Consider the following 26703-nt stretch of genomic DNA (forward strand, 5'->3'; position numbering starts at 1 on the left):
GGCTTGCTCGCGAAGGCGGTGGATCAGTCAAATGAATGCTGACTGACACGACGCCTTCGCGAGCAAGCCCGCTCCCACAGGTCAGGTTTTCGCTACCCCTGAAGTCTGGATTGCCGGGCCGTAACCCTCGATGAACTCCGCCGGCATGCGCTTGGGTTTGCCGCTAGACAGTTCGATGCAGACGAAAGTGGTCTGGGCGCGCAGCAGGGTGGCGTTGTCGCTGGGGCGGATCAGCTGGAAGTGCCGGGTCATTTTCAGGCGCTGGTCCCAATCGACGATCCAGGTCGCCAGTTGCAGTTCGTCGCCTTCGTAGGCCGCCGCCAGATAATCGATTTCGTGACGCACCACGGCCATCGCCCGATCCAGGCGCCGGTACTCGACCAGATCCAGCCCCAGACGCTGCGAGTGGCGCCAGGCGCAGCGCTCGAGCCAGGTCACGTACACCGCGTTGTTCGCGTGGCCCAGCCCGTCGATGTCCTCGGCGCCTACTTGCAGATCAATGGTGAACGGCGTTGCCCGATCCCAGCCCATGCCCCACTCCCGGTCAGATTATTCAACCGGGGCAGTGTAACGGATGTCAGGCCGATTGCCGCGCTTGAAGGCTGCGCCCCGCCAACAGTGATAACACGCCATCAACCACTCGAGGGTCGGCCAGCACGCGCTGGTGGCCGCCGCTTACCAGGCGCAGCAGGCGACTGTCGAACCAGGATTCGTGGATCAATTGCGATTCCTTGACCGAGACAAAGGTGTCGTCCTCGGCATGCACGATCAGGCCCGGCATATCCAGTTGATAGTGCGCGACATCAAGGGTCGCGGCGCGCATGCCGACGTCCTGCTCGACCTGGCGGATGAACGCCGAGCGCGCCCGCGGCGGCATGCCGACATAGCGAGCAAAACCGCGCAGCACGCCGAGGATCCGTGCGGGGGCAGCGATACTGACCAGGGTTTCGGTGCGCAGGCCCAGTTGCACCGCGAGCATGGCACTGGCGCCGCCCATGGAGTGGCCGATGACGGCTTGAAGAGGAGGCAATTCGGCGGCCGCTTCGAGCATGGCGCGGGCGAACAGTACGACGTTGGCTTCACGCCCCGGCGAACGACCATGGGCCGGGCCATCGAGGGCAACGACGGTGTAACCGGCCTCAACCAGCGCCGTGATCAACGCCGCAAACTGGGTGGGCCGCCCTTCCCAACCGTGCATCAACAGCACCGCCGGCCCCTGCCCCCAACGCAGCGCCGACAGGCCGAAGCGCAGCGTGATGCGTTCGGCACTCGCCAGCAGCGGCAGCTCCCAATCACGCAGCGGCAACGTGCGCGGCGTCATGAACGCCTGACGCATTTTGCTTGCTACTCGTTGCGGTGCAATCCAGCCCAAGGTGCCATTAACGCCACGAACCCACTTCAACGTGTTCATCGCTTTCTCCTCAGGCGTGTTGCCTTCAGGTCAACGCACCGCCGACTTGGCAGCGCGCAGCAATCGATCGGATAAATCGCCCGGGCCCAGCGCGCGTGCCAGCGCCAGACCACCCACCATCAACGCCACATCGGCCAACGCCTTGTCGGTGTCCTCGGGGCTGGACGCCAACTGCGCAATCATCAGTTCCAGGTGTTCGTTCAGCGCAATGCGGAAGGATTCCGGCAGACGCCCAAGTTCGCCAATAGAGGCCGGAATCGGGCACGCGGCATCGCTGGAATCACGGTGCTTGCGTGACAGATAGAACGCAGCGACCAGGGCACGACGCTCTTCGCCAGTCAGCTCGGAATCCATGTCGGCAATCAGGTCGCGTCGACGGCTGAGCAGTTGCTTGAACGCCTCGAGCATCATCGCGTCCTTGCTTTCGAAGTGCGCGTAGAAACCACCGACGGTCAGGCCGGCGGCGCCCATCACTTCGCCCACGCTGGGATCCGCCGGGCCACGCTGCATCAGTGCGGCACTGGCCGCCTTGAGGATGCGTTCGCGGGTTTGAGCTTTTTTATCGTTCATCGTTGCCTCCGAATATTACGACTAGAATATTATTCGCATAATAATATTCCGCAAGTCGAGGATATGACCGCTGGTCTGAAGCACAGTGTAAGGAAAAAGGAGAGTTGGCCAAACGCCAGACAAACAAAAGGGCCATTCAATAATTGAATGACCCTTATAAATCCCGCAGAGCGGGTAATCGTGGCGTCCCCTAGGGGACTCGAACCCCTGTTACCGCCGTGAAAGGGCGGTGTCCTAGGCCACTAGACGAAGGGGACACAAACCCTTCTATACAGCTGATCAGTGCTGAGATCTGATCTGATTCAAGGCCGGTGTGGCCAGACCTTGAACTGTAAAATTGGTGGAGCTAAGCGGGATCGAACCGCTGACCTCCTGCATGCCATGCAGGCGCTCTCCCAGCTGAGCTATAGCCCCGGATTTTTCGCCTCGCGGCGGAGCGACATCTTGCAACATCGCTTCTGTAAAACTGGCGTCCCCTAGGGGACTCGAACCCCTGTTACCGCCGTGAAAGGGCGGTGTCCTAGGCCACTAGACGAAGGGGACGCAAACCCTTCTATACAACTGATCAACGCTGAGTGTTGATCGCTTCGGAGCCGGTGTGGCCAGGCTTCGAAGTGTAAATTGGTGGAGCTAGACGGGATCGAACCGTCGACCTCTTGCATGCCATGCAAGCGCTCTCCCAGCTGAGCTATAGCCCCTCATCGTTGATGTCATCGCTGAGGACGGGGCGAATCTTAAGGGCGTATCGAAAGCCTGTCAAACTTATTTTTAAAAAATTTCAAAGTTTTTTGTCGGCATAACAATCACTTACCGCCCTCCCCCAGAAAATCCGGGGGAAAAACGCCGAAGGCCGGAATCAAACGATCCCGGCCTTCGGCGGTTACCGCAGAGTCAGACGTGCTTAAGCAATCGCGCCCAGCAGCTTTTCCCACTCTTTGTTTTCTTTCTTCGACACTCCACCCAGCAGGTCAATCGCCTGGCGCAGACGGAAACGGGTCAGATCAGGGCCGAGGATCTCCATCGCATCGAGCACCGATACCGAACTGGCCTGCCCGGTAATCGCGGCAAACATCAGCGGCATCGCATCGCGCAGCTTCAGCTCGAGGGATTCGACCACCGCCTGAATCGTCGCAGTGATGCTGTCCTTCTCCCACTGACGCAGGCTTTCCAGCTTCCACAAGATCAATTGCATCAACTGACGCACCTGATCACCGGAAAGCTTTTTCGATTCGAACAGCTTGGCATCCGGGTTCACGCCACCGGCAAAGAAGAAGCCGCCCAGCGGTGCAACCTGGCTGAAGGTTTCCACGCGCCCCTGAACCAGCGGTGCGATCTTCATCATGTATTCGGAATTGAACGCCCACTTCTGCACTCGCGCGGCGAATTCTTCCACCGGCAGATCTCGCAGCCACTGGCCGTTGAGCCACGACAGCTTCTCGATGTCGAAGATCGGTCCGCCGAGGGACACACGCTTGAGGTCGAAGTTGTCGACCATTTCCTGCAGCGAGAACTTCTCGCGTTCGTCGGGCATCGACCAGCCCATGCGACCGAGGTAGTTGAGCATCGCTTCGGGCATGAAGCCCATGCGCTCGTAGAAGGTCACCGAGGTCGGGTTCTTGCGCTTGGACAGCTTGCTCTTGTCCGGGTTACGCAGCAGCGGCATGTAGCACAGCTCCGGTTGTTCCCAGCCGAAATATTCGTAAAGCAAAATCAGTTTCGGCGCCGATGGCAGCCATTCTTCGCCGCGCAGCACGTGGGTGATGCCCATCAGGTGGTCGTCGACCACGTTGGCGAGGAAGTACGTCGGCAGGCCGTCGGTCTTCATCAGCACTTGCATGTCCATGCGATCCCACGGGATCTCGACATCGCCGCGCAGCATGTCCGGCACCACGCAGACGCCTTCGGTCGGCACCTTCATGCGGATCACGTGCGGTTCGCCGGCGGCCAGACGGGCGGCGACTTCTTCCTTCGACAGCAGCAGCGCGCGGCCGTCGTAACGCGGGGTTTCGCCGCGCGCCATTTGCTCGGCGCGCATCTGGTCCAGTTCTTCTGCGGTGCAGAAGCACGGGAACGCATGGCCCATGTCGACCAGTTGCTGGCAATACTTCTGATAGATATCGCCACGCTCACTTTGCCGGTACGGGCCGTGCGGGCCGCCGACGTCCGGGCCTTCGCTCCAGTCGATCCCCAGCCAGCGCAGGGCGTCGAAGATCTGCTGTTCGGACTCGCGGGTCGAACGCAACTGGTCGGTGTCTTCGATGCGCAGGATGAACTCACCGCCATGCTGCTTGGCAAAGCAGTAGTTGAACAATGCGATGTAAGCGGTACCTACGTGGGGGTCCCCGGTAGGCGATGGCGCGATGCGAGTGCGGACGGTGGTCATGGCATGTCTCGAAAAGAATGAAAAGCAAAACAATCAAGCGGCGAATGGTAACAGGCGACACCCGCCCCGCTCCAGCGGGCAGGGCATTTAAGCCAAGTTTGCGTCTGTAACGCCCATAGACCGTGGTGACGGGCCGAATATCAGCCATTGGCATTTACCGTTTATCGGCGGTATGCCAGATTCAGCCGCAGATAACTTTCCTTACAATTCCTCGACTACAGTTTGCCTCATGCCTGCCCAACTCAAGCGTCGCCTGTTTATTTTCCTGCTGCTGGTTCTGTTGATTGCCGGGGGCTTCTTCGCCCACTGGTTTTTCAAGGGGCGCTTTTATGAAAGCACCGATAACGCCTATGTCCAGGGCGAGATCACCCGCGTCTCCAGCCAGTTGAGCGCACGCATCGACGAAGTGTTGGTGCAGGACAACCAGCACGTGGAAAAAGGCCAGTTGCTGGTGCGCCTTGAACCCAATGATTTCCGCCTCGCGGTCGACCGCGCCAATGCCGCCCTCGCCACCCGCGAAGCCGAGCGTTTGCAGGCACAAAGCAAATTGACCCAGCAATCGAGCCTGATCGCCGCCAGCGACGCGCAAGTGGCGACCACCCAAGCCACCCTTGGCCGCTCGCAGATGGATTTATCGCGTGCTGAAACCCTGCGCAAACCCGGCTACGTTTCCGAAGAACGCGTGACCACCCTCTCCGCTGACGCCCATATCGCCCGCTCGCAAGTGGCCAAGGCCCAGGCCGATGCGCAGAGCCAGCGCCAGCAGGTCAATGCACTGACTGCCGAGATCAAACGTCTCGACGCGCAGATTGCCAACGCCCGTGCAGACATCGCCCAGGCCGAACTCAACCTGACTCGCAGCGAAATCCACGCGCCGATCAGCGGCATGGTCGGCCAGCGTGCTGCACGCAATGGTCAGGTGGTGCAGGCCGGCGCCTATCTGCTGTTGATCGTTCCCGATGAAGACATCTGGGTGCAGGCCAACTTCAAGGAAACCCAGATCGGTCACATGCAGCCCGGACAGAAAGCCGAGCTGACCTTCGATGCCTACAGCGACACGCCGATCGAAGCGCGGGTCGACAGCCTGTTCGCCGCCTCGGGCGCACAGTTCAGCCTGCTGCCGCCGGATAACGCCACCGGCAACTTCACCAAAGTCGTGCAGCGGATTCCGGTGAAACTGACCTTCAAGGCCGATAACCCGTTGCATGGCAAGATCCGCCCGGGCATGTCGGTCACCGCCACCGTGAATATCAAAGACGCCCCAGACAATGGCCGGTGATTCGCTGATCCGCCCGGTCGGCGAACCGACCCGGCGGGACTGGATCGCGGTAATGAGCGTGATGCTCGGCGCGTTCATGGCGGTGCTCGACATCCAGATCACCAACTCCTCACTCAAGGACATTCAGGGCGCGCTGTCGGCGACACTGGAAGAAGGCTCGTGGATTTCCACCTCCTATCTGGTCGCGGAAATCATCATGATCCCGCTGACCGCATGGCTGGTGCAGTTGCTCTCCGCGCGACGGCTGGCGGTGTGGGTGTCGCTGGGTTTTCTGCTGTCATCACTGCTGTGCTCGATGGCCTGGAGCCTCGAAAGCATGATCGTCTTTCGCGCCATGCAAGGCTTCACCGGCGGCGCGCTGATCCCGCTGGCGTTCACCCTGACCCTGATCAAACTCCCCGAACACCATCGCGCCAAAGGCATGGCGATGTTCGCCATGACCGCGACCTTCGCCCCCTCCATCGGCCCAACCCTTGGCGGCTGGCTCACCGAGAACTGGGGCTGGGAATACATCTTCTACATCAACATCCCGCCGGGGCTGATCATGATCGCCGGGCTGATGTACGGGCTGGAGAAGAAGGAAGCGCACTGGGAACTGCTGAAAAGCACCGACTACACCGGAATTCTCACGCTGGGTGTCGGCCTCGGCTGCCTGCAAGTTTTTCTCGAAGAAGGCCACCGCAAGGATTGGCTGGAATCGAACCTGATCGTGACCCTGGGCAGCATTGCCCTGCTGAGCCTGATCACCTTCGTCATCGTGCAGGTCTCCAAACCCAATCCGCTGATCAACCTCGGCATCCTGCGCAATCGCAACTTCGGTTTGTCGAGCATTTCCAGCCTCGGCATGGGCGTCGGTTTATACGGCTCGATCTATCTGCTGCCGCTCTACCTGGCGCAGATCCAGAATTACAACGCCCTGCAGATCGGCGAAGTGATCATGTGGATGGGCGTGCCGCAGCTGTTCCTGATTCCGCTGGTGCCGAAGCTGATGAAGTTCGTTTCGCCGAAATGGCTGTGCACCCTGGGCTTCGGGCTGTTCGGGCTGGCGAGTTTTTCGTCGGGGGTGCTCAACCCGGATTTCGCCGGGCCGCAGTTCAATCAGATCCAGATCATCCGGGCACTGGGTCAACCGCTGATCATGGTCACCATTTCGCTGATCGCCACCGCGTACATCCTGCCGCAGGACGCGGGGTCGGCATCGAGCCTGTTCAACATCCTGCGCAACCTCGGCGGCGCGATCGGCATCGCCCTGCTCGCCACGCTATTGGATGCGCGCACCAAGACTTACTTCGATTATTTGCGTGAAGCGGTGGTGCCGACCAATCCGCAAGTGGCCGAGCGACTGGCATCGATGACCGACCGGTTTGGCAGTGACACGGCGGCGCTCGGCAAGTTGAGCGAGATCGTGCATCAGCAGGCGCTGATCATGGCCTACAACGATGCGTTTCACTTTGTCGGGATTGCGTTGGGGATCAGCATGCTGGCGATTTTGCTGACCAGGAAACTGCCGCAAGGGCTGAAGGCTGGGGAGTCTCACTGATCTGTGTTGCCTGGACCGGCCCCTTCGCGAGCAAGCCCGCTCCCACAAGTTTCTTTGGTGCTCACACATTTTGTGTACACCATCAATCCTTGTGGGAGCTGGCTTGCCAGCGATGGGGCCAAGTCAGCCCTCACAGGCTTCTTTGGTGATCACACATTTTGTGTACACCATCAATCCCTGTGGGAGCTGGCTTGCCAGTGATGGGGCCAAGTCAGCCCTCACAGGCTTCTTTGGTGATCACACATTTTGTGTACACCATCAATCCCTGTGGGAGCGGGCTTGCTCGCGAAGAGGCCCGGTCAGACGATGAAGATCAAACCGCCAAAAGCCGCTCACGCAACTTGGCAATCTCATCGCGCATCTGCGCCGCCGCTTCGAACTCCAGATCCCGCGCCAACTGGTACATCTTCTCTTCCAGCGCGCGAATGCGTTTGGTGATTTCGCTCGGCGAGCGCAGTTCGGCTTCGTACTTGGCGTTTTCTTCGGCAGCCTTGGCCATGCCCTTGCGCTTCTTGCTGCGCGAGCCGGGCACGGTGGCGCCTTCCATGATGTCGGCGACGTCCTTGAACACACCCTTCGGGGTGATGCCGTTTTCCAGGTTGAAGGCGATCTGCTTGTCGCGACGACGCTCGGTCTCGCCAATCGCCCGTTCCATCGAGCCAGTGATGCGGTCGGCGTAGAGAATCGCCCGGCCATTTAGGTTCCGCGCGGCCCGGCCGATGGTCTGGATCAGCGAGCGCTCGGAACGCAGGAAGCCTTCCTTGTCGGCATCGAGAATCGCCACCAGCGACACTTCCGGCATGTCCAGACCTTCGCGCAGCAGGTTGATCCCCACCAACACATCGAAGGTACCCAGACGCAGGTCGCGGATAATCTCGACCCGCTCGACGGTGTCGATGTCCGAGTGCAGATAACGCACGCGCACGCCGTGGTCGGCGAGGTAATCGGTGAGGTCTTCGGCCATGCGTTTGGTCAGCGTGGTGACCAGCACCCGCTCCTCGACCGCCACGCGCTTGGTGATTTCCGAGAGCAAGTCATCAACCTGAGTCAGCGCCGGACGCACTTCAACCTGCGGGTCGACCAGACCGGTCGGACGCACCACTTGCTCGACCACGCGCCCGGCATGCTCGGCCTCGTAGTTGCCCGGCGTCGCCGAGACGAAAATGGTCTGCGGGCTCACCCCTTCCCACTCGTCAAAACGCATCGGCCGGTTGTCCAGCGCCGACGGCAAGCGGAAGCCGTATTCCACCAGGGTTTCTTTACGCGAACGGTCGCCCTTATACATCGCGCCTACTTGCGGCACGCTGACGTGAGACTCGTCGATCACCAGCAAGGCGTCGGCCGGCAGATAGTCATACAGCGTCGGCGGCGCGGCACCGGCCGGACGTCCGGACAGGTAGCGCGAGTAGTTTTCGATGCCGTTGCAGTAACCCAGTTCGAGGATCATTTCCAAGTCGAAACGGGTGCGCTGTTCGAGGCGCTGGGCCTCGACCAGTTTGTTGTTGCTGCGCAGGTATTCGAGGCGTTCCTGCAATTCGACTTTGATGTGTTCGATGGCGTCGAGCAGGGTCTCACGTGGCGTCACGTAGTGACTCTTCGGGTAGAAGGTGAAGCGCGGCATCTTGCGGATGACTTCGCCGGTGAGCGGGTCAAACGCGGAGATGCTCTCGACCTCGTCATCGAACAGTTCGATGCGGATCGCTTCCAGATCGGATTCCGCCGGATAGATATCGATCACGTCGCCGCGCACGCGGAAAGTCGCCCGGGCAAAATCCATGTCGTTGCGGGTGTACTGCAGGTCGGCCAGACGCCGCAGCAAGGCGCGCTGATCGAGTTTGTCGCCGCGATCGACGTGCAGCACCATCTTCAAATAGGTTTCCGGGCTACCGAGACCGTAAATGCACGACACCGTGGTAACGATGATCGCGTCCTTGCGTTCGAGCAACGCCTTGGTTGCGGACAAACGCATCTGCTCGATGTGGTCGTTGATCGACGCGTCCTTCTCGATGAAGGTGTCGGACGACGGCACATAGGCTTCGGGCTGGTAGTAGTCGTAGTACGAAACGAAATACTCGACCGCGTTGTTCGGGAAGAACGCCTTGAACTCGCCATACAGTTGCGCGGCGAGGGTCTTGTTCGGCGCCAGCACCAGCGTCGGGCGTTGTACCTGTGAGATGACGTTGGCGATGCTGAAGGTCTTGCCCGAGCCGGTCACACCGAGCAGCGTCTGGTGCGCCAGCCCGGCTTCGATGCCCTCGACCAATTGGCGGATCGCTTCAGGTTGATCGCCGGCGGGCTCGAAGCGGGTGACTAGCTGGAATTCGGACATACACACCTCTGGGATCGCGGCTCGCGCAGAAAACAGCCGAGCCGCGGGGATGACCGCAAACGACCGTTGTCGCCCAAGGAAAAACGAAGATTGTGCTCAATGTGGAGCCGATTGCCTCGCCTTTCAAGGCAAACGTCCTACATCCGGTAAAGTCTCTGACAGAGTCAATCGACTAACGGTCAAGAAATAATCGGAAAAACTTGCCTGAAAAGCTGAATCGCCTGTCGCCATTGCTCAGTGATGGCCTCTATACTAGCTCCCCGTTTGTGCACCGCTCTAGTGCATTCGGCTGGAGCGCGACACGTCCCTCCACTCTCCATTCAGAGCCGCCGTAATAATGAGCCTGTTCTCCGCTGTCGAAATGGCACCCCGCGATCCAATCCTGGGCCTCAACGAAGCATTCAACGCCGATACCCGAACCACCAAGGTCAACCTGGGTGTAGGTGTTTACTGCAACGAAGAGGGGCGAATTCCCCTGCTGCGCGCGGTGATCGAAGCCGAAACCATTCGCGCTGCGCAGCACGCTTCCCGTGGCTACCTGCCGATCGACGGCATCGCGGCCTACGACCAGGCGGTGCAAAAGCTGCTGTTCGGTAACGACTCGCCGCTGATCGCTGCCGGTCGCATCGTCACCACTCAGGCGGTCGGCGGTACCGGCGCGCTGAAAATCGGTGCCGACTTCCTCAAGCAACTGCTGCCGAACGCCGTTGTGGCAATCAGCGACCCGAGCTGGGAAAACCACCGCGCGCTGTTCGAAACCGCTGGTTTCCCGGTGCAGAACTACCGTTACTACGACGCTGCCACCCACGACGTGAACCGTGCCGGCATGCTCGACGACCTCAACGCCCTGCCGAACGGCTCGATCGTTGTGCTGCACGCCTGCTGCCACAACCCGACCGGCGTCGATCTGACCCCGGCCGACTGGAAAAACGTGCTGGACGTGGTCAAGGCCAAAGGTCACGTGCCGTTCCTCGACATGGCTTACCAGGGTTTCGGCGACGGCATCGACGAAGACGCCGCGGCTGTGCGTCTGTTCGCTGAATCGGGCCTGACTTTCTTCGTTTCGAGCTCGTTCTCCAAGTCGTTCTCGCTGTACGGCGAGCGCGTTGGTGCATTGTCGATCGTCAGCGAATCGAAAGAAGAAAGCGCGCGCGTGCTGTCGCAGGTCAAGCGTGTGATCCGCACCAACTACTCCAACCCGCCGACCCACGGTGCCAGCATCGTCGCCGCTGTGTTGAACAGCCCGGAACTGCGCGCCCAGTGGGAAGCCGAACTGGCAGAAATGCGCCTGCGCATTCGCGGCATGCGCGAGCAGATGGTCGCCCTGCTGGCGGAAAAAGCCCCGCAGCGTGACTTCAGCTTCGTCGGCCGTCAGCGCGGCATGTTTTCCTACTCCGGCCTGACCACTGAGCAAGTGCATCGCCTGCGCAACGAGTTCGGCATCTACGCCCTGGACACCGGCCGCATCTGCGTCGCGGCACTGAACCAGAGCAATATCAAAGCGGTCACGGATGCGATCGTTCAGGTCATCTGATTTCGCCTGGCAATGAAAAACGGGAAGCCTTGGGGCTTCCCGTTTTTTATTTGTCCCGGAAAACTATCCGAACCCTCTAGACTGCACACAGATTCCATTGTGGGAGCGGGCTTGCTCGCGAAAGCGGTGCATCAGGCGACAAAAATACTGGCTGGGCCGACGCCTTCGCGAGCAAGCCCGCTCCCACAGGTTTTGTGTACACCTCAGAGTTCTGCGAGAACACCTATGAAAAACGACAACCTGCGCGCCGACCGAGACGATCTGGATGATTTCATCCCCCGCCCCCCGGCCAAACGCGACAAAAGCCTGGTGCTGCAAGTCGCAGCGGGCGTCTTCCTCGGCGGCCTGGCCCTGTGGCTGGTGCAACTGGCCGCCACCGCCGCTTATGCCAAGCTGATGCTCGGCACCATCACTTTCGGCGGTTAAGCCAGTTCCGTCGCCCGTTGACTGGCCGCATCGTCATACGCGACGTAGAGCGATTCGGCGATCTGGCTCTTGACCGCCTTGGTGCTTTCCAGGCCGAGCACGAACCCTTCGGCCTTGCCGCCAGCACGGTTCAGCTCTTCAGCGGTGCTGGCCTGGGTGATCGCGTCGAAGAGCTTCTCGGCGTGCGGGCCAACGCCCTTGGGCAGACTGATTTGCGTGACGCTCATACGAGCACCTCGCGTGAAAGGGAAACAACAACGGTTCGAGTCATGGCGCGTACCTTTTCGGCGAATGGCCGGCAGCGCGTGTGACCACTTCCGGGCAACCATGGTAGACCTGTGAGGCGGTTCTGGTAACCGCCAATCGCTGACAAAACACCGTCCGTCCTGCCGAACGCAGAAAATTTACACCCGACGCTTGACTTCTCTTTTTGAATCAGTAACATACGCACCAATTCCGCAATAGCTCAGTTGGTAGAGCAAATGACTGTTAATCATTGGGTCCCTGGTTCGAGTCCAGGTTGTGGAGCCAAATAGCAAAGCCCCTGAATCGAAAGATTCAGGGGCTTTTTTGTGGGCGCTCGAAAAGTCAAAAGATCGCAACCTGCTGCAGCTCCGATCCCCTGTAGGAGCTGCCGCAGGCTGCGATCTTTTGCTCTTCAAACCAAAAAGGCCGATCTGTCTCACAACAGATCGGCCTCTTTCATCCATTCAGCGCTCAAACATGCTCGCTGCTCTTCATCTGGGTCTTCGGCGCGCCATGCCCATGATCGTGTTCATCAGGCTCGATCACCGGCACTTCCTTGCCATCGCAATCGTGCAGCTTGCCGTCGCTGAAGTAATCGCCTTCACGCAGCGCCGCCAGGTCGCGATAACGCAGGGTGCGCTCTTCCGCGGCGGCAAACACCGACTGCTGGTCCGAGTTGCCGGCAGTGAAGTGGTTGAAGGTCAGGTTCAGCATGATCGCCATGATCGCCGACGAGCTGATGCCCGAGTGGAAAATGGTCGCGAACCAGCTCGGGAAATGATCGTAGAAGTTCGGTGCGGCAATCGGGATCATGCCGAAGCCGATCGAGGTGGCGACGATGATCAGGTTGACGTTATTGCGGTAATCGACCTTTGACAGCGTGCGAATCCCGCTCGCCGCCACCGTACCGAACAGCACGATACCGGCGCCGCCCAGCACCGAGGTCGGCACCGCCGCGATCACCCGGCCCATGAACGGCAGCAGACCGAGAATCACCAGAAAGATACCGCCTGTTGCCACCACAAAACGGCTCTTGATCCCGGTCACCGCCACCAGCCCGACGTTCTGCGCGAAGGCGCTCTGGGTGAACGATCCGAAGATCGGCGCAAACATGCTCGACAACATGTCCGCGCGCAAACCGTTGCCAAGACGTTTGGAATCGACTTTGGTGCCGATGATCTCACCGACCGCCAGAATGTCCGCCGAGGTTTCCACCAAGGTCACCATGACCACGATGCACATCGACAGGATCGCGGCGAAGTGGAAGGTCGGCATGCCGAAGTGGAACGGCGTCGGGAAGCCGAACATCGGCCCTTGGGTGACACCGGAGAAATCCGCCATGCCGAGGAACACCGCCAGAATCGTGCCGATCACCATGGCCAACAGGATCGACAGACGTGAGATGGTCGAGCTGCCGACCTTGCTCAGCAGCAACACCAGCACCAGCGTCACCGCCGCCAGACCGATGTTCTGCATGCTGCCGAAGTCCGGCGCGTGGCTATTGCCCCCCATGGCCCAGCGCGCAGCCACCGGCATCAGCGTCAGGCCGATGGTGGTGATCACGATACCGGTGACCAGTGGAGGGAAAAACTTGGTGATTCGCGAGAACACCGGGGTGATCAGCAAGCCGATCAACGATGCGGCAATCACCGCGCCCAGCACCGACTGGAAGCCGCCCTCCCCGCCACTGCTGACAATCGCGACCATGGTCGCCACACCGGAAAACGACACGCCCTGCACCAGCGGCAACTGACAGCCAAAAAACGGTAGACCCAGGGTTTGCAGCAGTGTCGCCAGCCCCCCCGCAAACAATGAAGCAGCAATCAACAAACCAATGTCCGCCGGCGACAGCCCGGCCGCCTGGCCAATGATCAGTGGCACCGCAACGATACCGCCGTACATGGTCAGAACATGTTGCAGGCCGTAAGCCATATTCGCGCCGACCCCGAGATTTTCGTCCTCGGGCCGTTGGTGTGAAACATGGGGCGTTTTCATGTGGGGGGTTCCCTGGTTTTTGTTATGCGCACACTGTATTCAATACTCGGGACAAATGTCCATAGAGTTGTATACAACTTGTCAGTCACATAATGGATAGGTAGCCACCCAAGCTTCTATCTCGCCACCTCCATCTCCCACAAATCCGGCAACACATCCCCTCCTGCCCCCGGTTCTTATCGCACTAGGCTGAATTATTCATGGCGACCAGCGGTGCACCGGCGCTCTTTTTTATACATATAAAGTATGCATAATTAAGTCATTCGAAATTCAGTACGACAAAAGCAAGAACGCAGCCAACAAACTCAAGCACAGGGGCGTCAGCCTTGCCGAGACCGAGCCGGTCTTTCATGACGAACGCGCGCTGACGATCGAGGACAACGATCATGACGAACAGCGCTGGATCACCCTCGGTCTCGATGGCAAAGGACGTTTGCTGGTGGTTGCGTACAGTTATCGCGAAGCCAACGTCGTACGAATCATTTCTGCACGTGTCGCCACACCGAGCGAACGTTGCGCTTATTTTCAGGAGGCTTGAACGATGAAAGACGAATACGACTTCTCGCAGGGCAAACGCGGAGCCTTGGCGCCCGCCAAGGGCAAGACCCGCATCACCATCATGCTTGATGACGCGGTCATCGAAGCCGCCCGCAGCGTGGCGGAAAACGAAGGCTTCGGTTATCAGACGGTGATCAACAACACCCTGCGCCATGCCCTGCTGGAGGCTGGCAGCAAAAAGCAGGAAGCCGAGCCGCCCCACTCCGGGCAATTCAAGAAAGGCATCACCGCCGCCGACCTCAAGAGTCTGGAAAAAAAGCTGTCGGCGGCGGTCGGGGAAATCCGCCGGGTACTGGAACCGGAGGCTAAGCCCTGAGATCAGGCCGGTACGAGCATCCGCGCCAGCGACTGGCGCACATGCGGCTGGTCAGGCACGCGCAAGCCGAACTCCTGCTCCAGCACCTCGATCAACTCATCGACATCCGCCACCTCGCGTCGCTCGCTGGCGGCGCCCATATGATGAATCGCGAAACTGCCGTTGTTCAGGGTCCGGCGCCAACCATCGCCAGTGCGCGCAACCATCAGCCGTGTGGCGAACGGGGACTCGGGATGGGTCGAGACGTACCAGTTGCCGAGGGTGTAATCGATGTCTTCCTGGCGTTGCAGATCAAACAGGTACATCGCGCGCCACTCCCCCGCGACATTGGCGCGCAGCATGTAGCCATCGGCCTGTTTCTCGATGCGATAGGACTCGTGCGGCGTCGACTGTGCGGCCTCGGTATCGAGCAGCAGCGGCGCGGTCGGCACCATACCGCCAAAGCCGACGTCGGTGATGTAGCGCTCGCCATCGATGATTACCAGGCTCAAGCGGTGGGTACGCGCCGTCCACGTGCCTTCGGGTTGCGCCAGCACCACACGCCCGGAGATGCCACGGGCGTCGAAGCCCAGCTCCAGCAATAACGCCAGAAACAGATTGTTCAGTTCGTAGCAGTAACCACCCCGGCCACCGTGGAGAACCTTTTGTTCGACCGACGCCAGATCGATCAGCACCGGCGCGCCAGTGATCGTCGACAGGTTCTCGAAGGGAAAGACGCCGGTGTGGCGCAACTGCAACTGCCGCAGGGTTGTCAGTGTGGGGGGCGGTGGGATGTCGAACCCCAGGTGTTGCAGGTACAACGTCGGATTCGCCAGACGTGGCTCGCTCATTGCTCAGTCCTTTTGCATGTGGCCGCGGATCGTTGCGCCGCTGGCCGACATGTATACGGGATCGGGCCTCGACTCCGACAATTGATTTCGCCAATCACCACTACCGACGCTTGCGCGAACCGATGCGAATCCAGGTCGGCGCATGATCGCTGGCGTGCGGTTCGTTACGCACCCAGGCGTCGACCCCGGCCTCGTGCAGGTACGGACTGAGTGCCGGATTGAGCAGCAGATGATCGATGCGCAGACCAGAGTTGGTTTGCCAATGCTGGCGGAAGTAATCCCAGAAGGTGTAGAGGCGATCGTCGGGATACAGATGGCGCAGCGAATCGGTCCAGCCTTGATCAAGCAGCCGCTGATAACACTCGCGGCTTTCGGGTTGCAGCAGCGCATCCTTGAGCCAGGACCGGGTGTTATAGATGTCCATATCGGTGGGCACCACGTTGTAATCACCGGCCAGCACCACCGGATGATCGCTGCTTTGCAAATCCTTGGCGTAGCGGATCAAGCGCTCAAACCAGGCCAGTTTGTAGTCGAACTTCGGCCCCGGCTGCGGATTGCCGTTGGGCAGGTACAGGCAGCCGACCAACACACCGTGCACCGCCGCCTCCAGATAACGGCTGTGCTTGTCCTCGGGATCGCCCGGCAGACCGCGGCGACTCTCCAGCGGCTGCGCATCGCGAGCGAGAATCGCCACGCCGTTCCACGACGCCTGCCCGTGCCAGATCGCGCCGTACCCCGCTGCCTCCAGTTCGGCGGCGGGGAATGCACTGTCAACCGACTTGAGTTCCTGCAGACAAGCGATGTCCGGTTGCTCGCGCTTGAGCCACGCCAGCAGGTTCGGCAAGCGTGCGCGCAGGCCGTTGACGTTGAACGTGGCGATCCGCAGGTTTTTCATCGTTCAGGCTCCGGCGAACAAGGTGTGAAATTTGTGACCCTTTGCTAAAGGCGGTGGTTGCATCGGATCAACCGGCTGCGGCGTAATAGGCGCTCGTCACTGCCCCGAACTGCCGAGACTTGATTCCATGCTCACCACCCTGCAAGGCCCGCGCATCCTCCTGCGTCCGCTTCAGTACAGCGACGCCGACGCCCTGCTCCGCGCTGCCGCCGACGGCGAACTGTGGAACCTCACCGTCACTGTGGTGCCGTCGGCGAGCACCATCGACAGCTATCTGAAAAAAGCCCTCGACGGCCGTGATGCCGGTACGGTCATGCCGTTTGTGATCGTGTTGAAGGATAGCGGCGAAGTGATCGGCTCGACCCGGTTCTGGAAGATCGACCCGCTCAATCGCAAGCTGGAAATCGGCAGCAGCTGGATCTCGGCACGCTGGCAGAAATCCTTCGTCAACACCGAAGCCAAATACCTGATGTTGCGTCACGCCTTCGAGGTGCTCGACTGCGTGCGAGTGCAGTTCACCACCGACGAGAACAACCAGAAGTCGCGCAACGCGATTCTGCGCCTCGGTGCGCAACAGGAAGGCATCGTGCGCCACGAGCGGATCATGCCCGACGGCCGCAAGCGTAACTCGGTGCGTTTCAGCATCATCGATGACGAATGGCCGCAGGTACGGCAGGCGCTGGAGCAGAAACTGGCTGAGGATCGAGGCTGAGGCTCGACAACCGCTCGTCAGCCAATCGGCACCAACAGCTGCGGCCGTCAGACCAAAGTCAGGTAACCGAACCTTTTTGGGAGACGTACCATGACAACGCGCAAACTGACTTCCCTGTTGCTCGCCGGGCTGCTGGCCACCGCCTCGGTCGGCGCCTTTGCCGCCAATGACGGGGCGGATGCCTCCGGCACCAAATCCGGTGCTACAAGCGGCACCAACCTGCCCCCCAACAGCACCCCCGGCGCTCCGAAAAACGGTGACAGTACCGATGGCGCCGGCAAGGGTACCGGCACCAACAGTGGCACCATGGGTTCTGGATCGGGAGCGGGGGGCGGCACTGGTTCGGCCGGCGGCGGAACTGGCGGTACCGGTGGTGGCACAGGCAGCTGAACGAATAAGCGTGACCGCTGGTGATCCGGCATGAAGGCATGAATCTGTGGCGCTGGAATCCGATTCCTCGCCACAGATCAAGCGCGGAGGCTTTAGCGATCCGACCGCATCAACTCGGCAACACCCTCCTCCAGCGACAACACCGCCGCGCGATTGCGTCCGGCATTTTTTGCCTGATACAGCGCCGCGTCAGCACGCTGGATAAACACTTCAAGGCTGTCATTGCCGCTCGGAATAAATGAGTAGCAGCCCAGACTCACCGTCAGGTATCCGGTGGGCGAACCGCTGTGAGTAATGCGTTTATCCATCACACTGCGACGGATCTGCCCGGCAATCGCCAGCACGCCGTTGATGTCGGTATCCGGCAGCAACACCGCGAACTCTTCGCCACCGTACCGCACCGCCAGGTCAGACTTGCGTTGAGAGCAATTCTTCAACACCTGGGCCACCTGAGTCAGGCAGTGATCCCCTGCCACGTGCCCGTAGGCATCGTTGTAGCGCTTGAAGAAATCGATATCGAGCATGATCAAGCCGACTGGACTCGACTGCCGTGCACCGCGAGCAAATTCGATCTCCAGCGATTGCTCGAACAGGCGCCGATTCGCCAGCCCCGTCAGGCTGTCGTGGGTCGCGATCTGCTCCAGTGTGCGCTGTGCCTTGCGCAGGTTTTTCTCGATTCGCTCGCCGTCGCGCACCTGATGAATGAACACCCAGCCGAACAGGCCGACGCCAAGAATCACCAGCGCCACAATCACGCTGGACTGAAAGGCCCGCTCATACCAACCCTTGAGAATCGTGTCGCGCGAAGAGGCGGACGCTACCACCAGCGGATAAGCCGCCAACTGGCGGTAGCCGTACAAGCGCACCACGCCGTCGACCACCGACTTGATCATCGCAGTGCCGGCCGGGGCTTCGGGCAGCAGCTTCTGGTAGATCCTGCCTTGCGCCAGCGACGAACCGATCAGGCCTTCGTCGAACGGTCGCCGCGCCAGCAACGTGCCGTCCTTGAGTCCGAGAAACATGATGCCGTTGTCATCGAGGCTGAAGCTTTTGAAGAACCGGTCGAAGTACGCCATCTTGATCCCGGCCATCAGCACGCCCTGGAAGTTGCCGGCGCGGTCGTTGATGCGTTTCGAGATCGGGATGATCCACTGGCCATTCTCGCGGCTGCGAATCGCCGGGCCGATGTGCGCCACGGTAGAAGCGTTTTGCTGGTGAAACTTGAAGTACTCGCGGTCGGCCACACCCTTGCCACGGGGCAGGTCCGGGAACGAGGTGATCACCCACTGGCCCTCGCGATCGAAGAGGAACATGCCGTGCAACTGCTCCAGTTGCTGCACCCGACGCGCGAAGGTTTTTTGCAGACGTGGTCGCTGCGCGGCGCCATAACCATCGTCCTCGACCCAATCAGCGAGACTGGTGAGCACCAGGTCAGCGGCCAGAAACGTGTCCTCGGCCTGCTGCGCCATGGCTCGGGTCAGGTTAGTCGAGGCGATCTGCGCGTTCGCCAGGTCCTGACGCCGTGTCTGCTCCAGTTGCAGATAGAGCAAGCCAGACAGGCACAGGCACACCGCAACGATGAACAGCGCTGCCGCCTTGCGCAGTGGCAGGCGTTTAAGCGTGCCGGGAGTCTGATGGGGGTCGTGAATGGGGATTGGCAAAAACGTGTCCTGGGCAGGTACGACAGGGGCCGCAGCCCGAAACCCTTACTTTTCATGAGCGTAGCCCAGCGGGGTGCGCACAGCAAACCCGCCCCGCCAACACACGCCTGCCCCGCTGTATCGGCGCGCAAGGGATTTGGATGACCTCCGCACGTCGATTTATTTTCAGTGGTGGTTTTGCGGGCGATCGCCCTCGCGTATCTGCGCAGGGCACCGATGACGACTATCGGGGTTTGTTGATTTCCCGCAGCAAATCCGCGACCGGCAGGTTCATGGTGTTTGAGTAGTAGGGTTTGTAGCCGTACGCGGTGACGACGACTTTGCAGGGGATTTGTTGTTTGTTCGCGAGGAGTTGATTCAGTTCTGTTACTGAAAGATTTCTCTCAGAACTTCGGTTGCTGGAAGTTTCACTGAGGAATGCGCGAGTAAGGTAGGAAAACTTTCCCTTGTTGTTTTCATTTTTTTCCGATCGTATCAAACCGGATGCGGAGAACTGTATGGCTTTGCCTACTGAGAAATCATGATCATCCGCCAATGCGCAATGAAGCATGCCCGAAATCATCCCAACTCGCTCCCCGCGATCAAAAAGATCCAACACATCAACGTCCGACTGATACCGGATGATGGATAGCAGCGACTTTTCTCTTTCCACAGATTCGAAGTTCAGGTTTGCGGGAGGCTTTGTATGGTCTTTCGCACAACCTGAGCAAATAGAGAGCAAGCAACAAATGAGCACCCTGTACATCATGGAAAATCCTTCATGATTGAGTCAAAAAGCATATCGGCTGCCGATTTGCTCCCCGCGATACGGGCAGTAAACAACCCCAAAGCATTTGCATGATTTGTGTCTACATTGACGTTTAATGAAGGGCCAAAGGAGATAAGCCACTTTTCACCAATCCGTCGAAATTCACATTCGGCGAGCCACTGGCAATTGGATTGGTGCCATGTCCCGGGAGTGGGCAGGCGGTTGGGTCGGTGACGCGGGCGGCGGGTTTTCCGCTCATGAACAGCTCCTTGCAGTGTTGCGGGTCATCCTTTGGGGGGCGCAAGCATGCGTGAGTTTTCCGGTTGCTTCAAACCTCCAGGCAAAAAAAGGCGCCCGATCGAGGCGCCTTTTTCATTCGTGCAACCACTCACATCAACGCGACGGCGGCACCCGAATATCCCCCGCCCGGCACTGGGTCTTCACGCCCTTGCCGCACGCGCCAAACTGCAGATCCTTGCCCATGCACACCCGCACTTCCGAGAGTTCCGGGCCGCTGCAGATCACCGCGATGCCATTGGCCGGGATCCCCGGGTTGGCCTTGCGGAACAGGTCGGCGATTTCCTGGGCTTCGAAGTAGTACGAGGAACTGAACGGTTGCAGCTCCTGCGGGATTTTCACCGCGCCGACCGCTTTGTCCGCTTCGTCCAGATAACCCATCGCGCCCAGGCCGCTGCAGGTGCCGTGCTTGGACCATTCGTGATCGAGCAGTTTCTTGGTCGGGAACAGCGTCAGGCCCTTGGTGGTTTCCGCCGCCGACAACGTGGTCAGCGGTGGGCAGGACTCCGGCCAGCCGCCATTGGCGTATTGCGGCCACAGACCATGCAGCACGAAACCGTAACCCTTGCCGGAACACTGCGCGTCGTCCTTGTGTGTCAGGCAAAAGGTCGGCGACCAGGACAACGTCAGCAGGTAGTAATCGAACTGCCCCGCTACCGCTTCCGTTTGCACCTTGCTGGCGTTCGACTGACGCGCCGAACTCAGGCCGATGCTACCGGCCGTCAGCGCGATCAGCGCCAGAATTGTAAACAGCTTTTTCATGTACCCGCTCCTTGGGACGCCTGCGTCCGTGGTTTTCGATGCTGACCAGACTTGGCCAGCGCTGATTTCGCCATGCTTGTGTTGCAAGCGCATGACGCAAGGCAAGGCCGTACGCCGTTGAACGGTCTACGATTAACAGGCAGACATCAAACCAAGGGATCCGAAATGAGTAAAGCAGACGAACTGGCCGCCAAACTCAAGCAAACCCGGCACACCCATGCGGATGCCGCGCTGGAGATCGATTGCTGGCCGGCGCAGGTCTACGATCTGTACCACCGCATCGAGGCCTGGCTGCAGCCAGTCACTGAAGTGGGCCTGAAAATCCGTCGCAACCCGACCCACGTTTGCGAAAGCTCACCCGATGGCGAAAGCCACGATTACGCGATCGACCAACTGGTGATTGAAGCCAACCAGCAAACCCTGACCTTTGATCCCATCGCCCGGTTTACCGAAGACGGCGCCGGCCGCGTGCAGATCACCCTGCCGGATCGCAACACCTATCTGCTGCGCACCGTCGATGAACATCATGAAAGCCATTGGTGGTTGCAAACGGTGGAAACCGGTCAGGAACTGGATGCGATTGCGCTGACCGAGAACAACCTGTTGCAGGTGGTGCAGGAAGGGCTCGGCCTGTAACGCGAGTGGCCAAACTGTCAAAACTGTAATCCCCCTCTCAGCCAACTGAAAGCCAGCGCTGGGTAGCCTCCCCGTCATGAATCAAACGGGGACTTCCAGCGCATGCCTTCCAACACCTCAAGACGCACCTTCGTCAAAGGCCTGGCCGCCAGCGGCCTGCTCGGCGGCCTCGGTCTGTGGCGCGCGCCGGTCTGGGCGCTGACCCCGCCTGGGCAGATCAACGAACTGAGCGGCAGCGAATTCGAGCTGTTCATCGGCGAAACCCCGGTCAACTTCACCGGCAGCCCGCGCACTGCGCTGACCATCAATGGCAGCCTGCCCGGCCCGCTCTTGCGCTGGCGCGAGGGTGATACGGTGACGTTGCGGGTGCGCAACCGGCTCAAGGACAGCACTTCGATTCATTGGCACGGCATCCTGCTGCCAGCCAACATGGACGGCGTGCCGGGTCTGAGTTTTCACGGCATCGAACCCGGCGGCGTATACGTCTACCAGTTCAAGGTGCGGCAGCACGGCACTTACTGGTATCACAGCCATTCCGGCTTGCAGGAGCAGGCCGGGGTTTACGGGCCGCTGGTGATCGACGCGAAAGAGCCGGAGCCGTTCCACTACGACCGCGACTACGTGGTGATGCTCAGCGACTGGACCGACGAAGACCCGGCCAGCCTGATGAAGACCCTGAAAAAGCAGTCCGACTACTACAACGACCACAAGCGCACCGTTGGCGATTTCATCGACGACGTCAGCGACAAAGGCTGGGGGGCCACCGTCGCCGACCGCACGATGTGGGCGCAAATGAAGATGAACCCCACCGACATCGCCGACGTCAGTGGCGCCACCTACACCTTCCTGATCAACGGCCACACGCCCGACAGCAACTGGACCGGACTGTTTCACCCCGGTGAAAAACTGCGCCTGCGGCTGATCAACGGCTCGGCCATGACTTACTTCGACGTGCGCATTCCGGGGCTGAAAATGACCGTGGTCGCGGCAGACGGTTTGCACGTCAAACCGGTCAGCGTCGACGAGCTGCGCATCGCCGTAGCGGAAACCTACGACGTGATCGTCGAGCCTGACAGCGAGGCCTGCACCCTGTTTGCCCAGGCCATGGATCGCAGTGGTTACGCCCGCGCCACCCTCGCCACCCGCGCCGGTCTGGCAGCACCGGTGCCTGCGCTGGACCCGCGCCCGCTGGTGACCATGGATGACATGGGCATGGCCGGGATGGATCACGGCTCGATGGACATGAGCGCCATGGCGGGCATGGATCACTCGGCCATGGGCCCGATGCAATCGCACCCCGCCAGCGAACAGGACAATCCGCTGGTGGACATGCAAGCCATGAGCACCGCGCCGAAACTCGACGACCCTGGCCTCGGCCTGCGCAACAACGGCCGTCGCGTGCTGACCTACGCCGATCTGCGCAGCACCTTCGAAGACCCGGACGGCCGCGATCCCGGGCGCACGATCGAGCTGCACCTGACCGGGCACATGGAGAAGTTCGCCTGGTCGTTCAACGGCATCAAATTCTCCGACGCCGAGCCGCTGCGCCTCAAGTACGGCGAGCGCATCCGTCTGGTGCTGGTCAACGACACCATGATGACCCACCCCATCCACCTGCACGGCATGTGGAGCGATCTGGAAGACGAGAACGGCAACTTTCAGGTGCGCAAACACACCATCGACATACCCCCCGGTACCCGTCGCAGCTACCGGGTGACGGCCGATGCATTGGGCCGCTGGGCCTATCACTGCCATCTGCTTTATCACATGGAAACCGGCATGTTCCGCGAAGTGCGGGTGGAAGAATGAAGGGGCCGAACATGACTCGATTCGCAGCGTTCTCCTTGTTAATCCTCGGCAGCTCCGTCATGGCCGCCGACGACATGCAAGGCATGGATCACAGTCAGATGCCCGGCATGGATCACTCGATGCAGAGCATGGACGACGGCATGATGCAGCCCGCCGCGCCGACTGAAAGTCGCACGCCGATCCCGGTGCTGACCGACGCCGACCGCGCCGCCGTGTTTGTCAGCCCCGCCGGCCATCAGGTGCACGACAGCGCGATCAACAGCTACTTCCTCGCCGACAAACTCGAATGGCAAAACGCCGATGACGGCAGCGCTTTGGCCTGGGATCTGTCCGGCTGGATCGGCGGCGACATCGATCGCCTGTGGCTGCGCTCCGAAGGCGAACGCAGCAACGGCAAGACCGAGGATGCCGAGCTCCAGGCTTTGTGGGGCCATGCGATTTCGCCGTGGTGGGACGTGGTCAGCGGCGTGCGTCAGGACTTCAAACCCGGCGCGCCGCAAACCTGGGCCGCGTTCGGTGTTCAGGGCATGGCGCTGTACAACTTCGAAGCCGAGGCCACGGCGTTTCTCGGCGAAGGCGGACAAAGCGCACTGCGGTTGGAGGGCGATTACGACATTCTGCTGACCAATCGGCTGATCCTGCAGCCCACCGCCGAGCTCAACGTCTACGGCAAAAACGACCCGCAACGGGGCCTCGGCTCCGGCCTGTCGAACACTGAAGCCGGCCTGCGCCTGCGCTACGAAATCCGCCGCGAATTTGCGCCGTACCTCGGCGTGACGTGGCACCGCACCTACGGCAACACCGCCGATTACGTCCGCGAAGAAGGCGAAAATCGCAGCGAAGCACGGCTCGTGCTTGGTGTGCGGCTATGGTTCTGAATCCCATTGAAAAACAACCCCAGAGGTCTTGCATGCGCACGTTGAATATCACCCTTGTACTCGCCAGCGGATTGCTCCTGAGCAGCCTCGCTCAGGCTCACCCGAAACTGCTGTCATCAACCCCGGCCGAAGGTGCCGACGGCGCGGCTCCCGACAAGATCGAACTGCACTTTTCCGAGAGCCTGCTGACTCAGTTCTCCGGCGCCAAATTGGTGATGACCGAGATGCCGGGCATGGCTCATTCGCCGATGCCGATGAAGGCCAGAGTCAGCGCCGGCAGCGACCCGAAATCCATGCTCGTCACCCCGCTCACGCCGTTGCCCGCCGGCACCTACAAGGTCGAGTGGCGCGCGGTGTCGTCCGACACGCACCCGATCACCGGCAACGTCACGTTCAAAGTGCAGTGAGCGATGGCTGGACTGATCAACATCATTCTGCGCCTGGCGTTGTATGTGGATTTGCTGCTGTTGTTCGGGGTGGCGTTGTTTGCGCTGTACAGCGTGAACGCGCCGCTGCGGTTCAGGCCGCTGTTGCGTGGATTGGCGTTGATCGGGGCCCTGCTGTCAGTGGCTGGAGTGCTGCTGATGACGAGCGCCATGAGTGGCGAAACCGAACTCGCCGCACTCTGGCCGCACCTGCAGATGATGCTGCTGGAAACGGACGTCGGGTTGGCGTGGGCGCTGCGCATGATTGCACTGATCGTGGTGCTGGCTCAGCCGGGGAAGTGGCTCGCGTCGATGGCCGGCGCGGTCGCCCTCACCTCCCTTGCGTGGAGTGGGCACGGAGCAATGGACGAGGGCTCGCTGCGGGTCTGGCATTTCCTCAGCGACATCCTGCATCTGCTGGCGGCGGGGGCATGGTTGGGCGGTATGCTGGCGCTGGTGCTGCTGGCGCGGGGTGGTGTGGATGAAGCACGGATTCGCCTGCTGGCTGCGGCGGTGAAACGCTTCGAATGGATCGGCGCGGCGATTGTGCTGACGCTGTCAGTGAGCGGCGTGGTGAATTACCTGTTCATCGTCGGCCCGAGGCTGGATGAGGTGCTGCTCGGCACCTATGGGATGTTGCTGGCGATCAAGGTTTTGCTGTTTGCCGTGATGCTGGTTCTGGCGGCGCTGAACCGCTTTCACCTTGGGCCTGCGCTGGAGCGATCGCTACGCGATGGACAGCACGTCATCGCGGCGCATGCACTCAGGCGCAGCGTGCTGCTGGAACTGGGCATGGCCCTGCTGATCGTGGCGTTGGTGGCGTGGCTCGGCACGTTGAGTCCGGACGCGGGATGACACCCGAGAAGGCCTTTCACTACACTGGCTCACCGTCCTCTGCAGAAGCCCGATGTCCATGACCATTCTAAAAAGCACGATGATCCTTTGCGGCGCGCTGACCCTGGCCGCTGGCGTTCAGGCGCAGGAAAGCCCTTCGCACCTCGACAGCATCCAGCAACAAGGCCAACTGCGCGTCTGCACCACCGGCGACTACAAGCCCTACACCTTCAAGCGCACCGACGGCGACTTCGAGGGCATCGACATCGCCATGGCGCGCTCGCTGGCCGACAGCCTAGGAGTCAAGGTCGAGTGGGTGCAAACCACCTGGAAAACCCTGATGCCGGACATGCAGGCCGGCAAGTGCGACATCGGCATGGGCGGCATTTCGGTGACGCTGGAGCGGCAGAAAAAAGCCTACTTCAGCAACACCCTCGACAGCGACGGCAAGATCCCGCTGGTGCGCTGCGCCGAGCAGGCCAAGTACCAGACCGTCGAGCAGATCAACCAGCCCAACGTGCGTCTGGTCGAACCCGCCGGCGGCACCAACGAAGCCTTCGTCCACGCCTTCCTGCCCAAGGCGCAACTGGCGCTGCACGACAACGTGACGATCTTCCAGCAACTGCTCGACAACAAGGCCGACGTAATGATCACCGACGCCTCGGAAGCGCTGTATCAGCAGAAACTCAAACCGGGGTTGTGCGCGGTGAATCCGCACCAATACATGCAGTACGGTGAGAAGGCTTATCTGCTGCCGCGCGATGACATCAGCTGGAAACTGTACGTTGATCAGTGGCTGCATCTGAGTAAAGTCACTGGCAGTTATCAGAAGGTCATTGGTGAGTGGCTGGCAGTGCCGCAGTAATCTTCCAGGCACAAACATTTGTGGCGAGGGAGCTTGCTCCCGCTGGACTGCGCAGCAGGCCTTCTTTTCTGGGGCCGCTGCGCGCCCCAGCGGGAGCAAGCTCCCTCGCCACAGGTTCAGCCTCGATTTTGTTCAATCATCATGCAACATCCCGGAGCTGTACTGGTTCAAGCTGCTACCAATACTGTTACCACCGAATTTGAGGGTCGTTGCATTGGTGCGCCCCTCAGGCGACTGACAATCCGAGGAGAAACAACTGGTGGTGGTCAGCCCACCAGCGCCCGAACAGGCACTCAATACCGAGACAGCTGCGGCGATCAACAGCACTTTGACGACATTGGTGCGCATGGTACGGCTCCCCTTGGGATGATCTT

At 60.4% G+C, this 26703-nt stretch carries 27 protein-coding genes, 5 tRNA genes and 1 pseudogene; 15 read left to right on the top strand and 18 right to left on the bottom strand.

The genetic code is table 11. The annotated features are described in order from the left end of the window. Positions 1-81: 81 nt before the first annotated feature. From V3W27_RS16165 to gltX, 8 genes are all read right to left on the bottom strand, one after another. Positions 82-531 carry an acyl-CoA thioesterase gene (locus tag V3W27_RS16165; protein ID WP_027611525.1) on the bottom strand — a complete coding sequence of 150 codons (450 nt, stop codon included), beginning with the start codon at positions 529-531 and terminating at the stop codon, positions 82-84. 46 nt (positions 532-577) lie between these two features. Continuing rightward, entirely contained in the window at positions 578-1411 is an 834-nt protein-coding gene (locus V3W27_RS16170; protein ID WP_330207051.1) for an alpha/beta fold hydrolase, read from the bottom strand. 30 nt (positions 1412-1441) lie between these two features. Then, positions 1442-1981: a TetR/AcrR family transcriptional regulator gene (locus V3W27_RS16175; protein ID WP_007969225.1), complete on the bottom strand. Its 540-nt coding sequence runs from the start codon at positions 1979-1981 to the stop codon at positions 1442-1444. A 181-nt stretch (positions 1982-2162) separates the two neighbouring features. Beyond that, positions 2163-2238, bottom strand: a tRNA-Glu gene (locus V3W27_RS16180). A gap of 81 nt (positions 2239-2319) precedes the next feature. Then, positions 2320-2395 (bottom strand) — tRNA-Ala (locus tag V3W27_RS16185). A 53-nt stretch (positions 2396-2448) separates the two neighbouring features. Beyond that, positions 2449-2524 (bottom strand) — tRNA-Glu (locus tag V3W27_RS16190). Between the two features lie 79 nt (positions 2525-2603). Then, positions 2604-2679 (bottom strand) — tRNA-Ala (locus tag V3W27_RS16195). A gap of 203 nt (positions 2680-2882) precedes the next feature. Then, the gene (gene gltX, locus V3W27_RS16200; RefSeq protein WP_003226448.1) at positions 2883-4364 is read right to left on the bottom strand and encodes a glutamate--tRNA ligase; all 1482 of its coding nucleotides are present in this window, start codon (positions 4362-4364) and stop codon (positions 2883-2885) included. A 229-nt stretch (positions 4365-4593) separates the two neighbouring features. On the opposite strand from gltX, the gene V3W27_RS16205 reads away from it, so the two are divergent. Further along, on the top strand, positions 4594-5643 hold the full coding sequence (locus V3W27_RS16205; protein WP_330207052.1) for an HlyD family secretion protein: 1050 nt from the start codon (positions 4594-4596) through the stop codon (positions 5641-5643). Beyond that, positions 5633-7183 (top strand): MDR family MFS transporter, encoded by a 1551-nt coding sequence (locus V3W27_RS16210; protein ID WP_330207053.1) that lies wholly within the window; start codon positions 5633-5635, stop codon positions 7181-7183. Before V3W27_RS16205 ends, V3W27_RS16210 begins: the two co-directional genes overlap by 11 nt. 313 nt (positions 7184-7496) lie before the next feature. Here the strand turns inward: V3W27_RS16210 and uvrB are convergent, their stop codons facing one another. Continuing rightward, entirely contained in the window at positions 7497-9512 is a 2016-nt protein-coding gene (gene uvrB / locus V3W27_RS16215; RefSeq protein ID WP_007969222.1) for an excinuclease ABC subunit UvrB, read from the bottom strand. A gap of 337 nt (positions 9513-9849) precedes the next feature. Here uvrB and V3W27_RS16220 point away from each other — a divergent pair, with 337 nt between their 5' ends. Together V3W27_RS16220 and V3W27_RS16225 are read left to right on the top strand one after the other, a co-directional pair. Beyond that, a complete protein-coding gene (locus tag V3W27_RS16220) occupies positions 9850-11046 on the top strand; it encodes an amino acid aminotransferase (RefSeq protein WP_027611521.1) in 1197 nt (398 codons plus the stop codon). Positions 11047-11271: 225 nt separating this feature from the next. Continuing rightward, on the top strand, positions 11272-11472 hold the full coding sequence (locus tag V3W27_RS16225) for a hypothetical protein (RefSeq protein WP_247269305.1): 201 nt from the start codon (positions 11272-11274) through the stop codon (positions 11470-11472). Here the strand turns inward: V3W27_RS16225 and V3W27_RS16230 are convergent. Next, the gene (locus V3W27_RS16230; protein ID WP_247269304.1) at positions 11469-11699 is read right to left on the bottom strand and encodes a hypothetical protein; all 231 of its coding nucleotides are present in this window, start codon (positions 11697-11699) and stop codon (positions 11469-11471) included. The genes V3W27_RS16225 and V3W27_RS16230 overlap by 4 nt on opposite strands. 228 nt (positions 11700-11927) lie before the next feature. On the opposite strand from V3W27_RS16230, the gene V3W27_RS16235 reads away from it, so the two are divergent. Continuing rightward, positions 11928-12003: transfer RNA gene (locus tag V3W27_RS16235), tRNA-Asn, on the top strand. A gap of 186 nt (positions 12004-12189) precedes the next feature. Here the strand turns inward: V3W27_RS16235 and V3W27_RS16240 are convergent. Further along, positions 12190-13713: a nucleobase:cation symporter-2 family protein gene (locus V3W27_RS16240; protein ID WP_330207054.1), complete on the bottom strand. Its 1524-nt coding sequence runs from the start codon at positions 13711-13713 to the stop codon at positions 12190-12192. Positions 13714-13966: 253 nt separating this feature from the next. On the opposite strand from V3W27_RS16240, the gene V3W27_RS16245 reads away from it, so the two are divergent. Further along, entirely contained in the window at positions 13967-14251 is a 285-nt protein-coding gene (locus V3W27_RS16245; protein ID WP_103484283.1) for a BrnT family toxin, read from the top strand. A 3-nt stretch (positions 14252-14254) separates the two neighbouring features. Beyond that, a complete protein-coding gene (locus V3W27_RS16250) occupies positions 14255-14587 on the top strand; it encodes a BrnA antitoxin family protein (protein WP_330207055.1) in 333 nt (110 codons plus the stop codon). 2 nt (positions 14588-14589) lie between these two features. Here the strand turns inward: V3W27_RS16250 and V3W27_RS16255 are convergent, their stop codons facing one another. Both V3W27_RS16255 and xth read right to left on the bottom strand, forming a co-directional pair. Beyond that, positions 14590-15417, bottom strand: coding sequence for an arylamine N-acetyltransferase family protein (locus tag V3W27_RS16255; protein ID WP_330207056.1), 828 nt, complete (start codon positions 15415-15417; stop codon positions 14590-14592). 100 nt (positions 15418-15517) lie between these two features. Beyond that, positions 15518-16312 carry an exodeoxyribonuclease III gene (xth, locus tag V3W27_RS16260; protein WP_096796937.1) on the bottom strand — a complete coding sequence of 265 codons (795 nt, stop codon included), beginning with the start codon at positions 16310-16312 and terminating at the stop codon, positions 15518-15520. A 127-nt stretch (positions 16313-16439) separates the two neighbouring features. On the opposite strand from xth, the gene V3W27_RS16265 reads away from it, so the two are divergent. After that, complete coding sequence (locus tag V3W27_RS16265; RefSeq protein ID WP_330207057.1) at positions 16440-17024, top strand: GNAT family N-acetyltransferase; 585 nt, start codon at positions 16440-16442, stop codon at positions 17022-17024. A gap of 90 nt (positions 17025-17114) precedes the next feature. Continuing rightward, on the top strand, positions 17115-17414 hold the full coding sequence (locus V3W27_RS16270; protein WP_330207058.1) for a hypothetical protein: 300 nt from the start codon (positions 17115-17117) through the stop codon (positions 17412-17414). Positions 17415-17506: 92 nt separating this feature from the next. Here the strand turns inward: V3W27_RS16270 and V3W27_RS16275 are convergent, their stop codons facing one another. From V3W27_RS16275 to V3W27_RS16290, 4 genes and pseudogenes are all read right to left on the bottom strand, one after another. Then, positions 17507-19075 (bottom strand): sensor domain-containing diguanylate cyclase, encoded by a 1569-nt coding sequence (locus tag V3W27_RS16275; RefSeq protein WP_247842861.1) that lies wholly within the window; start codon positions 19073-19075, stop codon positions 17507-17509. 223 nt (positions 19076-19298) lie between these two features. Continuing rightward, on the bottom strand, positions 19299-19823 hold the full coding sequence (locus tag V3W27_RS16280) for a hypothetical protein (protein WP_330207059.1): 525 nt from the start codon (positions 19821-19823) through the stop codon (positions 19299-19301). 148 nt (positions 19824-19971) lie between these two features. Beyond that, positions 19972-20082 (bottom strand): annotated as a pseudogene (locus V3W27_RS16285) (PAAR domain-containing protein); the annotation flags it as partial. Between the two features lie 134 nt (positions 20083-20216). After that, positions 20217-20882 carry a ribonuclease T2 gene (locus V3W27_RS16290; RefSeq protein ID WP_285373638.1) on the bottom strand — a complete coding sequence of 222 codons (666 nt, stop codon included), beginning with the start codon at positions 20880-20882 and terminating at the stop codon, positions 20217-20219. Between the two features lie 165 nt (positions 20883-21047). Here V3W27_RS16290 and V3W27_RS16295 point away from each other — a divergent pair, with 165 nt between their 5' ends. From V3W27_RS16295 to V3W27_RS16320, 6 genes are all read left to right on the top strand, one after another. Further along, positions 21048-21518, top strand: a complete 471-nt coding sequence (locus tag V3W27_RS16295; protein ID WP_027611509.1) for a hypothetical protein — start codon at positions 21048-21050, stop codon at positions 21516-21518. A gap of 102 nt (positions 21519-21620) precedes the next feature. Then, positions 21621-23327, top strand: a complete 1707-nt coding sequence (locus V3W27_RS16300; RefSeq protein ID WP_330207060.1) for a copper resistance system multicopper oxidase — start codon at positions 21621-21623, stop codon at positions 23325-23327. 11 nt (positions 23328-23338) lie between these two features. Beyond that, positions 23339-24205, top strand: a complete 867-nt coding sequence (locus V3W27_RS16305) for a copper resistance protein B (protein ID WP_330207061.1) — start codon at positions 23339-23341, stop codon at positions 24203-24205. Between the two features lie 32 nt (positions 24206-24237). After that, the gene (copC, locus tag V3W27_RS16310) at positions 24238-24612 is read left to right on the top strand and encodes a copper homeostasis periplasmic binding protein CopC (RefSeq protein ID WP_027611506.1); all 375 of its coding nucleotides are present in this window, start codon (positions 24238-24240) and stop codon (positions 24610-24612) included. 3 nt (positions 24613-24615) lie between these two features. Then, entirely contained in the window at positions 24616-25485 is an 870-nt protein-coding gene (gene copD, locus V3W27_RS16315; protein ID WP_330207062.1) for a copper homeostasis membrane protein CopD, read from the top strand. A gap of 58 nt (positions 25486-25543) precedes the next feature. Then, entirely contained in the window at positions 25544-26329 is a 786-nt protein-coding gene (locus V3W27_RS16320) for a transporter substrate-binding domain-containing protein (RefSeq protein ID WP_330207063.1), read from the top strand. 132 nt (positions 26330-26461) lie between these two features. On the opposite strand, the gene V3W27_RS16325 is transcribed toward V3W27_RS16320, so the two are convergent. After that, positions 26462-26677, bottom strand: a complete 216-nt coding sequence (locus tag V3W27_RS16325; protein WP_150369173.1) for a hypothetical protein — start codon at positions 26675-26677, stop codon at positions 26462-26464. Between the last annotated feature and the right edge of the window lie 26 nt (positions 26678-26703).

The organism is Pseudomonas sp. AM14(2022) (genome assembly GCF_036346455.1).
GTDB lineage: Bacteria > Pseudomonadota > Gammaproteobacteria > Pseudomonadales > Pseudomonadaceae > Aquipseudomonas > Aquipseudomonas putida_A.

Excerpts from the sequence above, each read along its gene's own strand:
- V3W27_RS16165 (WP_027611525.1), bottom strand. The coding sequence starts at position 531 with ATGGGCTGGGATCGGGCAACGCCGTTCACCATTGATCTGCAAGTAGGC.
- V3W27_RS16170 (WP_330207051.1), bottom strand. The coding sequence starts at position 1,411 with ATGAACACGTTGAAGTGGGTTCGTGGCGTTAATGGCACCTTGGGCTGG.
- V3W27_RS16175 (WP_007969225.1), bottom strand. The coding sequence starts at position 1,981 with ATGAACGATAAAAAAGCTCAAACCCGCGAACGCATCCTCAAGGCGGCC.
- gltX (WP_003226448.1), bottom strand. The coding sequence starts at position 4,364 with ATGACCACCGTCCGCACTCGCATCGCGCCATCGCCTACCGGGGACCCC.
- V3W27_RS16205 (WP_330207052.1), top strand. The coding sequence starts at position 4,594 with ATGCCTGCCCAACTCAAGCGTCGCCTGTTTATTTTCCTGCTGCTGGTT.
- V3W27_RS16210 (WP_330207053.1), top strand. The coding sequence starts at position 5,633 with ATGGCCGGTGATTCGCTGATCCGCCCGGTCGGCGAACCGACCCGGCGG.
- uvrB (WP_007969222.1), bottom strand. The coding sequence starts at position 9,512 with ATGTCCGAATTCCAGCTAGTCACCCGCTTCGAGCCCGCCGGCGATCAA.
- V3W27_RS16220 (WP_027611521.1), top strand. The coding sequence starts at position 9,850 with ATGAGCCTGTTCTCCGCTGTCGAAATGGCACCCCGCGATCCAATCCTG.
- V3W27_RS16225 (WP_247269305.1), top strand. The coding sequence starts at position 11,272 with ATGAAAAACGACAACCTGCGCGCCGACCGAGACGATCTGGATGATTTC.
- V3W27_RS16230 (WP_247269304.1), bottom strand. The coding sequence starts at position 11,699 with ATGAGCGTCACGCAAATCAGTCTGCCCAAGGGCGTTGGCCCGCACGCC.
- V3W27_RS16240 (WP_330207054.1), bottom strand. The coding sequence starts at position 13,713 with ATGAAAACGCCCCATGTTTCACACCAACGGCCCGAGGACGAAAATCTC.
- V3W27_RS16250 (WP_330207055.1), top strand. The coding sequence starts at position 14,255 with ATGAAAGACGAATACGACTTCTCGCAGGGCAAACGCGGAGCCTTGGCG.
- V3W27_RS16255 (WP_330207056.1), bottom strand. The coding sequence starts at position 15,417 with ATGAGCGAGCCACGTCTGGCGAATCCGACGTTGTACCTGCAACACCTG.
- xth (WP_096796937.1), bottom strand. The coding sequence starts at position 16,312 with ATGAAAAACCTGCGGATCGCCACGTTCAACGTCAACGGCCTGCGCGCA.
- V3W27_RS16265 (WP_330207057.1), top strand. The coding sequence starts at position 16,440 with ATGCTCACCACCCTGCAAGGCCCGCGCATCCTCCTGCGTCCGCTTCAG.
- V3W27_RS16270 (WP_330207058.1), top strand. The coding sequence starts at position 17,115 with ATGACAACGCGCAAACTGACTTCCCTGTTGCTCGCCGGGCTGCTGGCC.
- V3W27_RS16280 (WP_330207059.1), bottom strand. The coding sequence starts at position 19,823 with ATGATGTACAGGGTGCTCATTTGTTGCTTGCTCTCTATTTGCTCAGGT.
- V3W27_RS16290 (WP_285373638.1), bottom strand. The coding sequence starts at position 20,882 with ATGAAAAAGCTGTTTACAATTCTGGCGCTGATCGCGCTGACGGCCGGT.
- V3W27_RS16295 (WP_027611509.1), top strand. The coding sequence starts at position 21,048 with ATGAGTAAAGCAGACGAACTGGCCGCCAAACTCAAGCAAACCCGGCAC.
- V3W27_RS16300 (WP_330207060.1), top strand. The coding sequence starts at position 21,621 with ATGCCTTCCAACACCTCAAGACGCACCTTCGTCAAAGGCCTGGCCGCC.
- V3W27_RS16305 (WP_330207061.1), top strand. The coding sequence starts at position 23,339 with ATGACTCGATTCGCAGCGTTCTCCTTGTTAATCCTCGGCAGCTCCGTC.
- copC (WP_027611506.1), top strand. The coding sequence starts at position 24,238 with ATGCGCACGTTGAATATCACCCTTGTACTCGCCAGCGGATTGCTCCTG.
- copD (WP_330207062.1), top strand. The coding sequence starts at position 24,616 with ATGGCTGGACTGATCAACATCATTCTGCGCCTGGCGTTGTATGTGGAT.
- V3W27_RS16320 (WP_330207063.1), top strand. The coding sequence starts at position 25,544 with ATGACCATTCTAAAAAGCACGATGATCCTTTGCGGCGCGCTGACCCTG.
- V3W27_RS16325 (WP_150369173.1), bottom strand. The coding sequence starts at position 26,677 with ATGCGCACCAATGTCGTCAAAGTGCTGTTGATCGCCGCAGCTGTCTCG.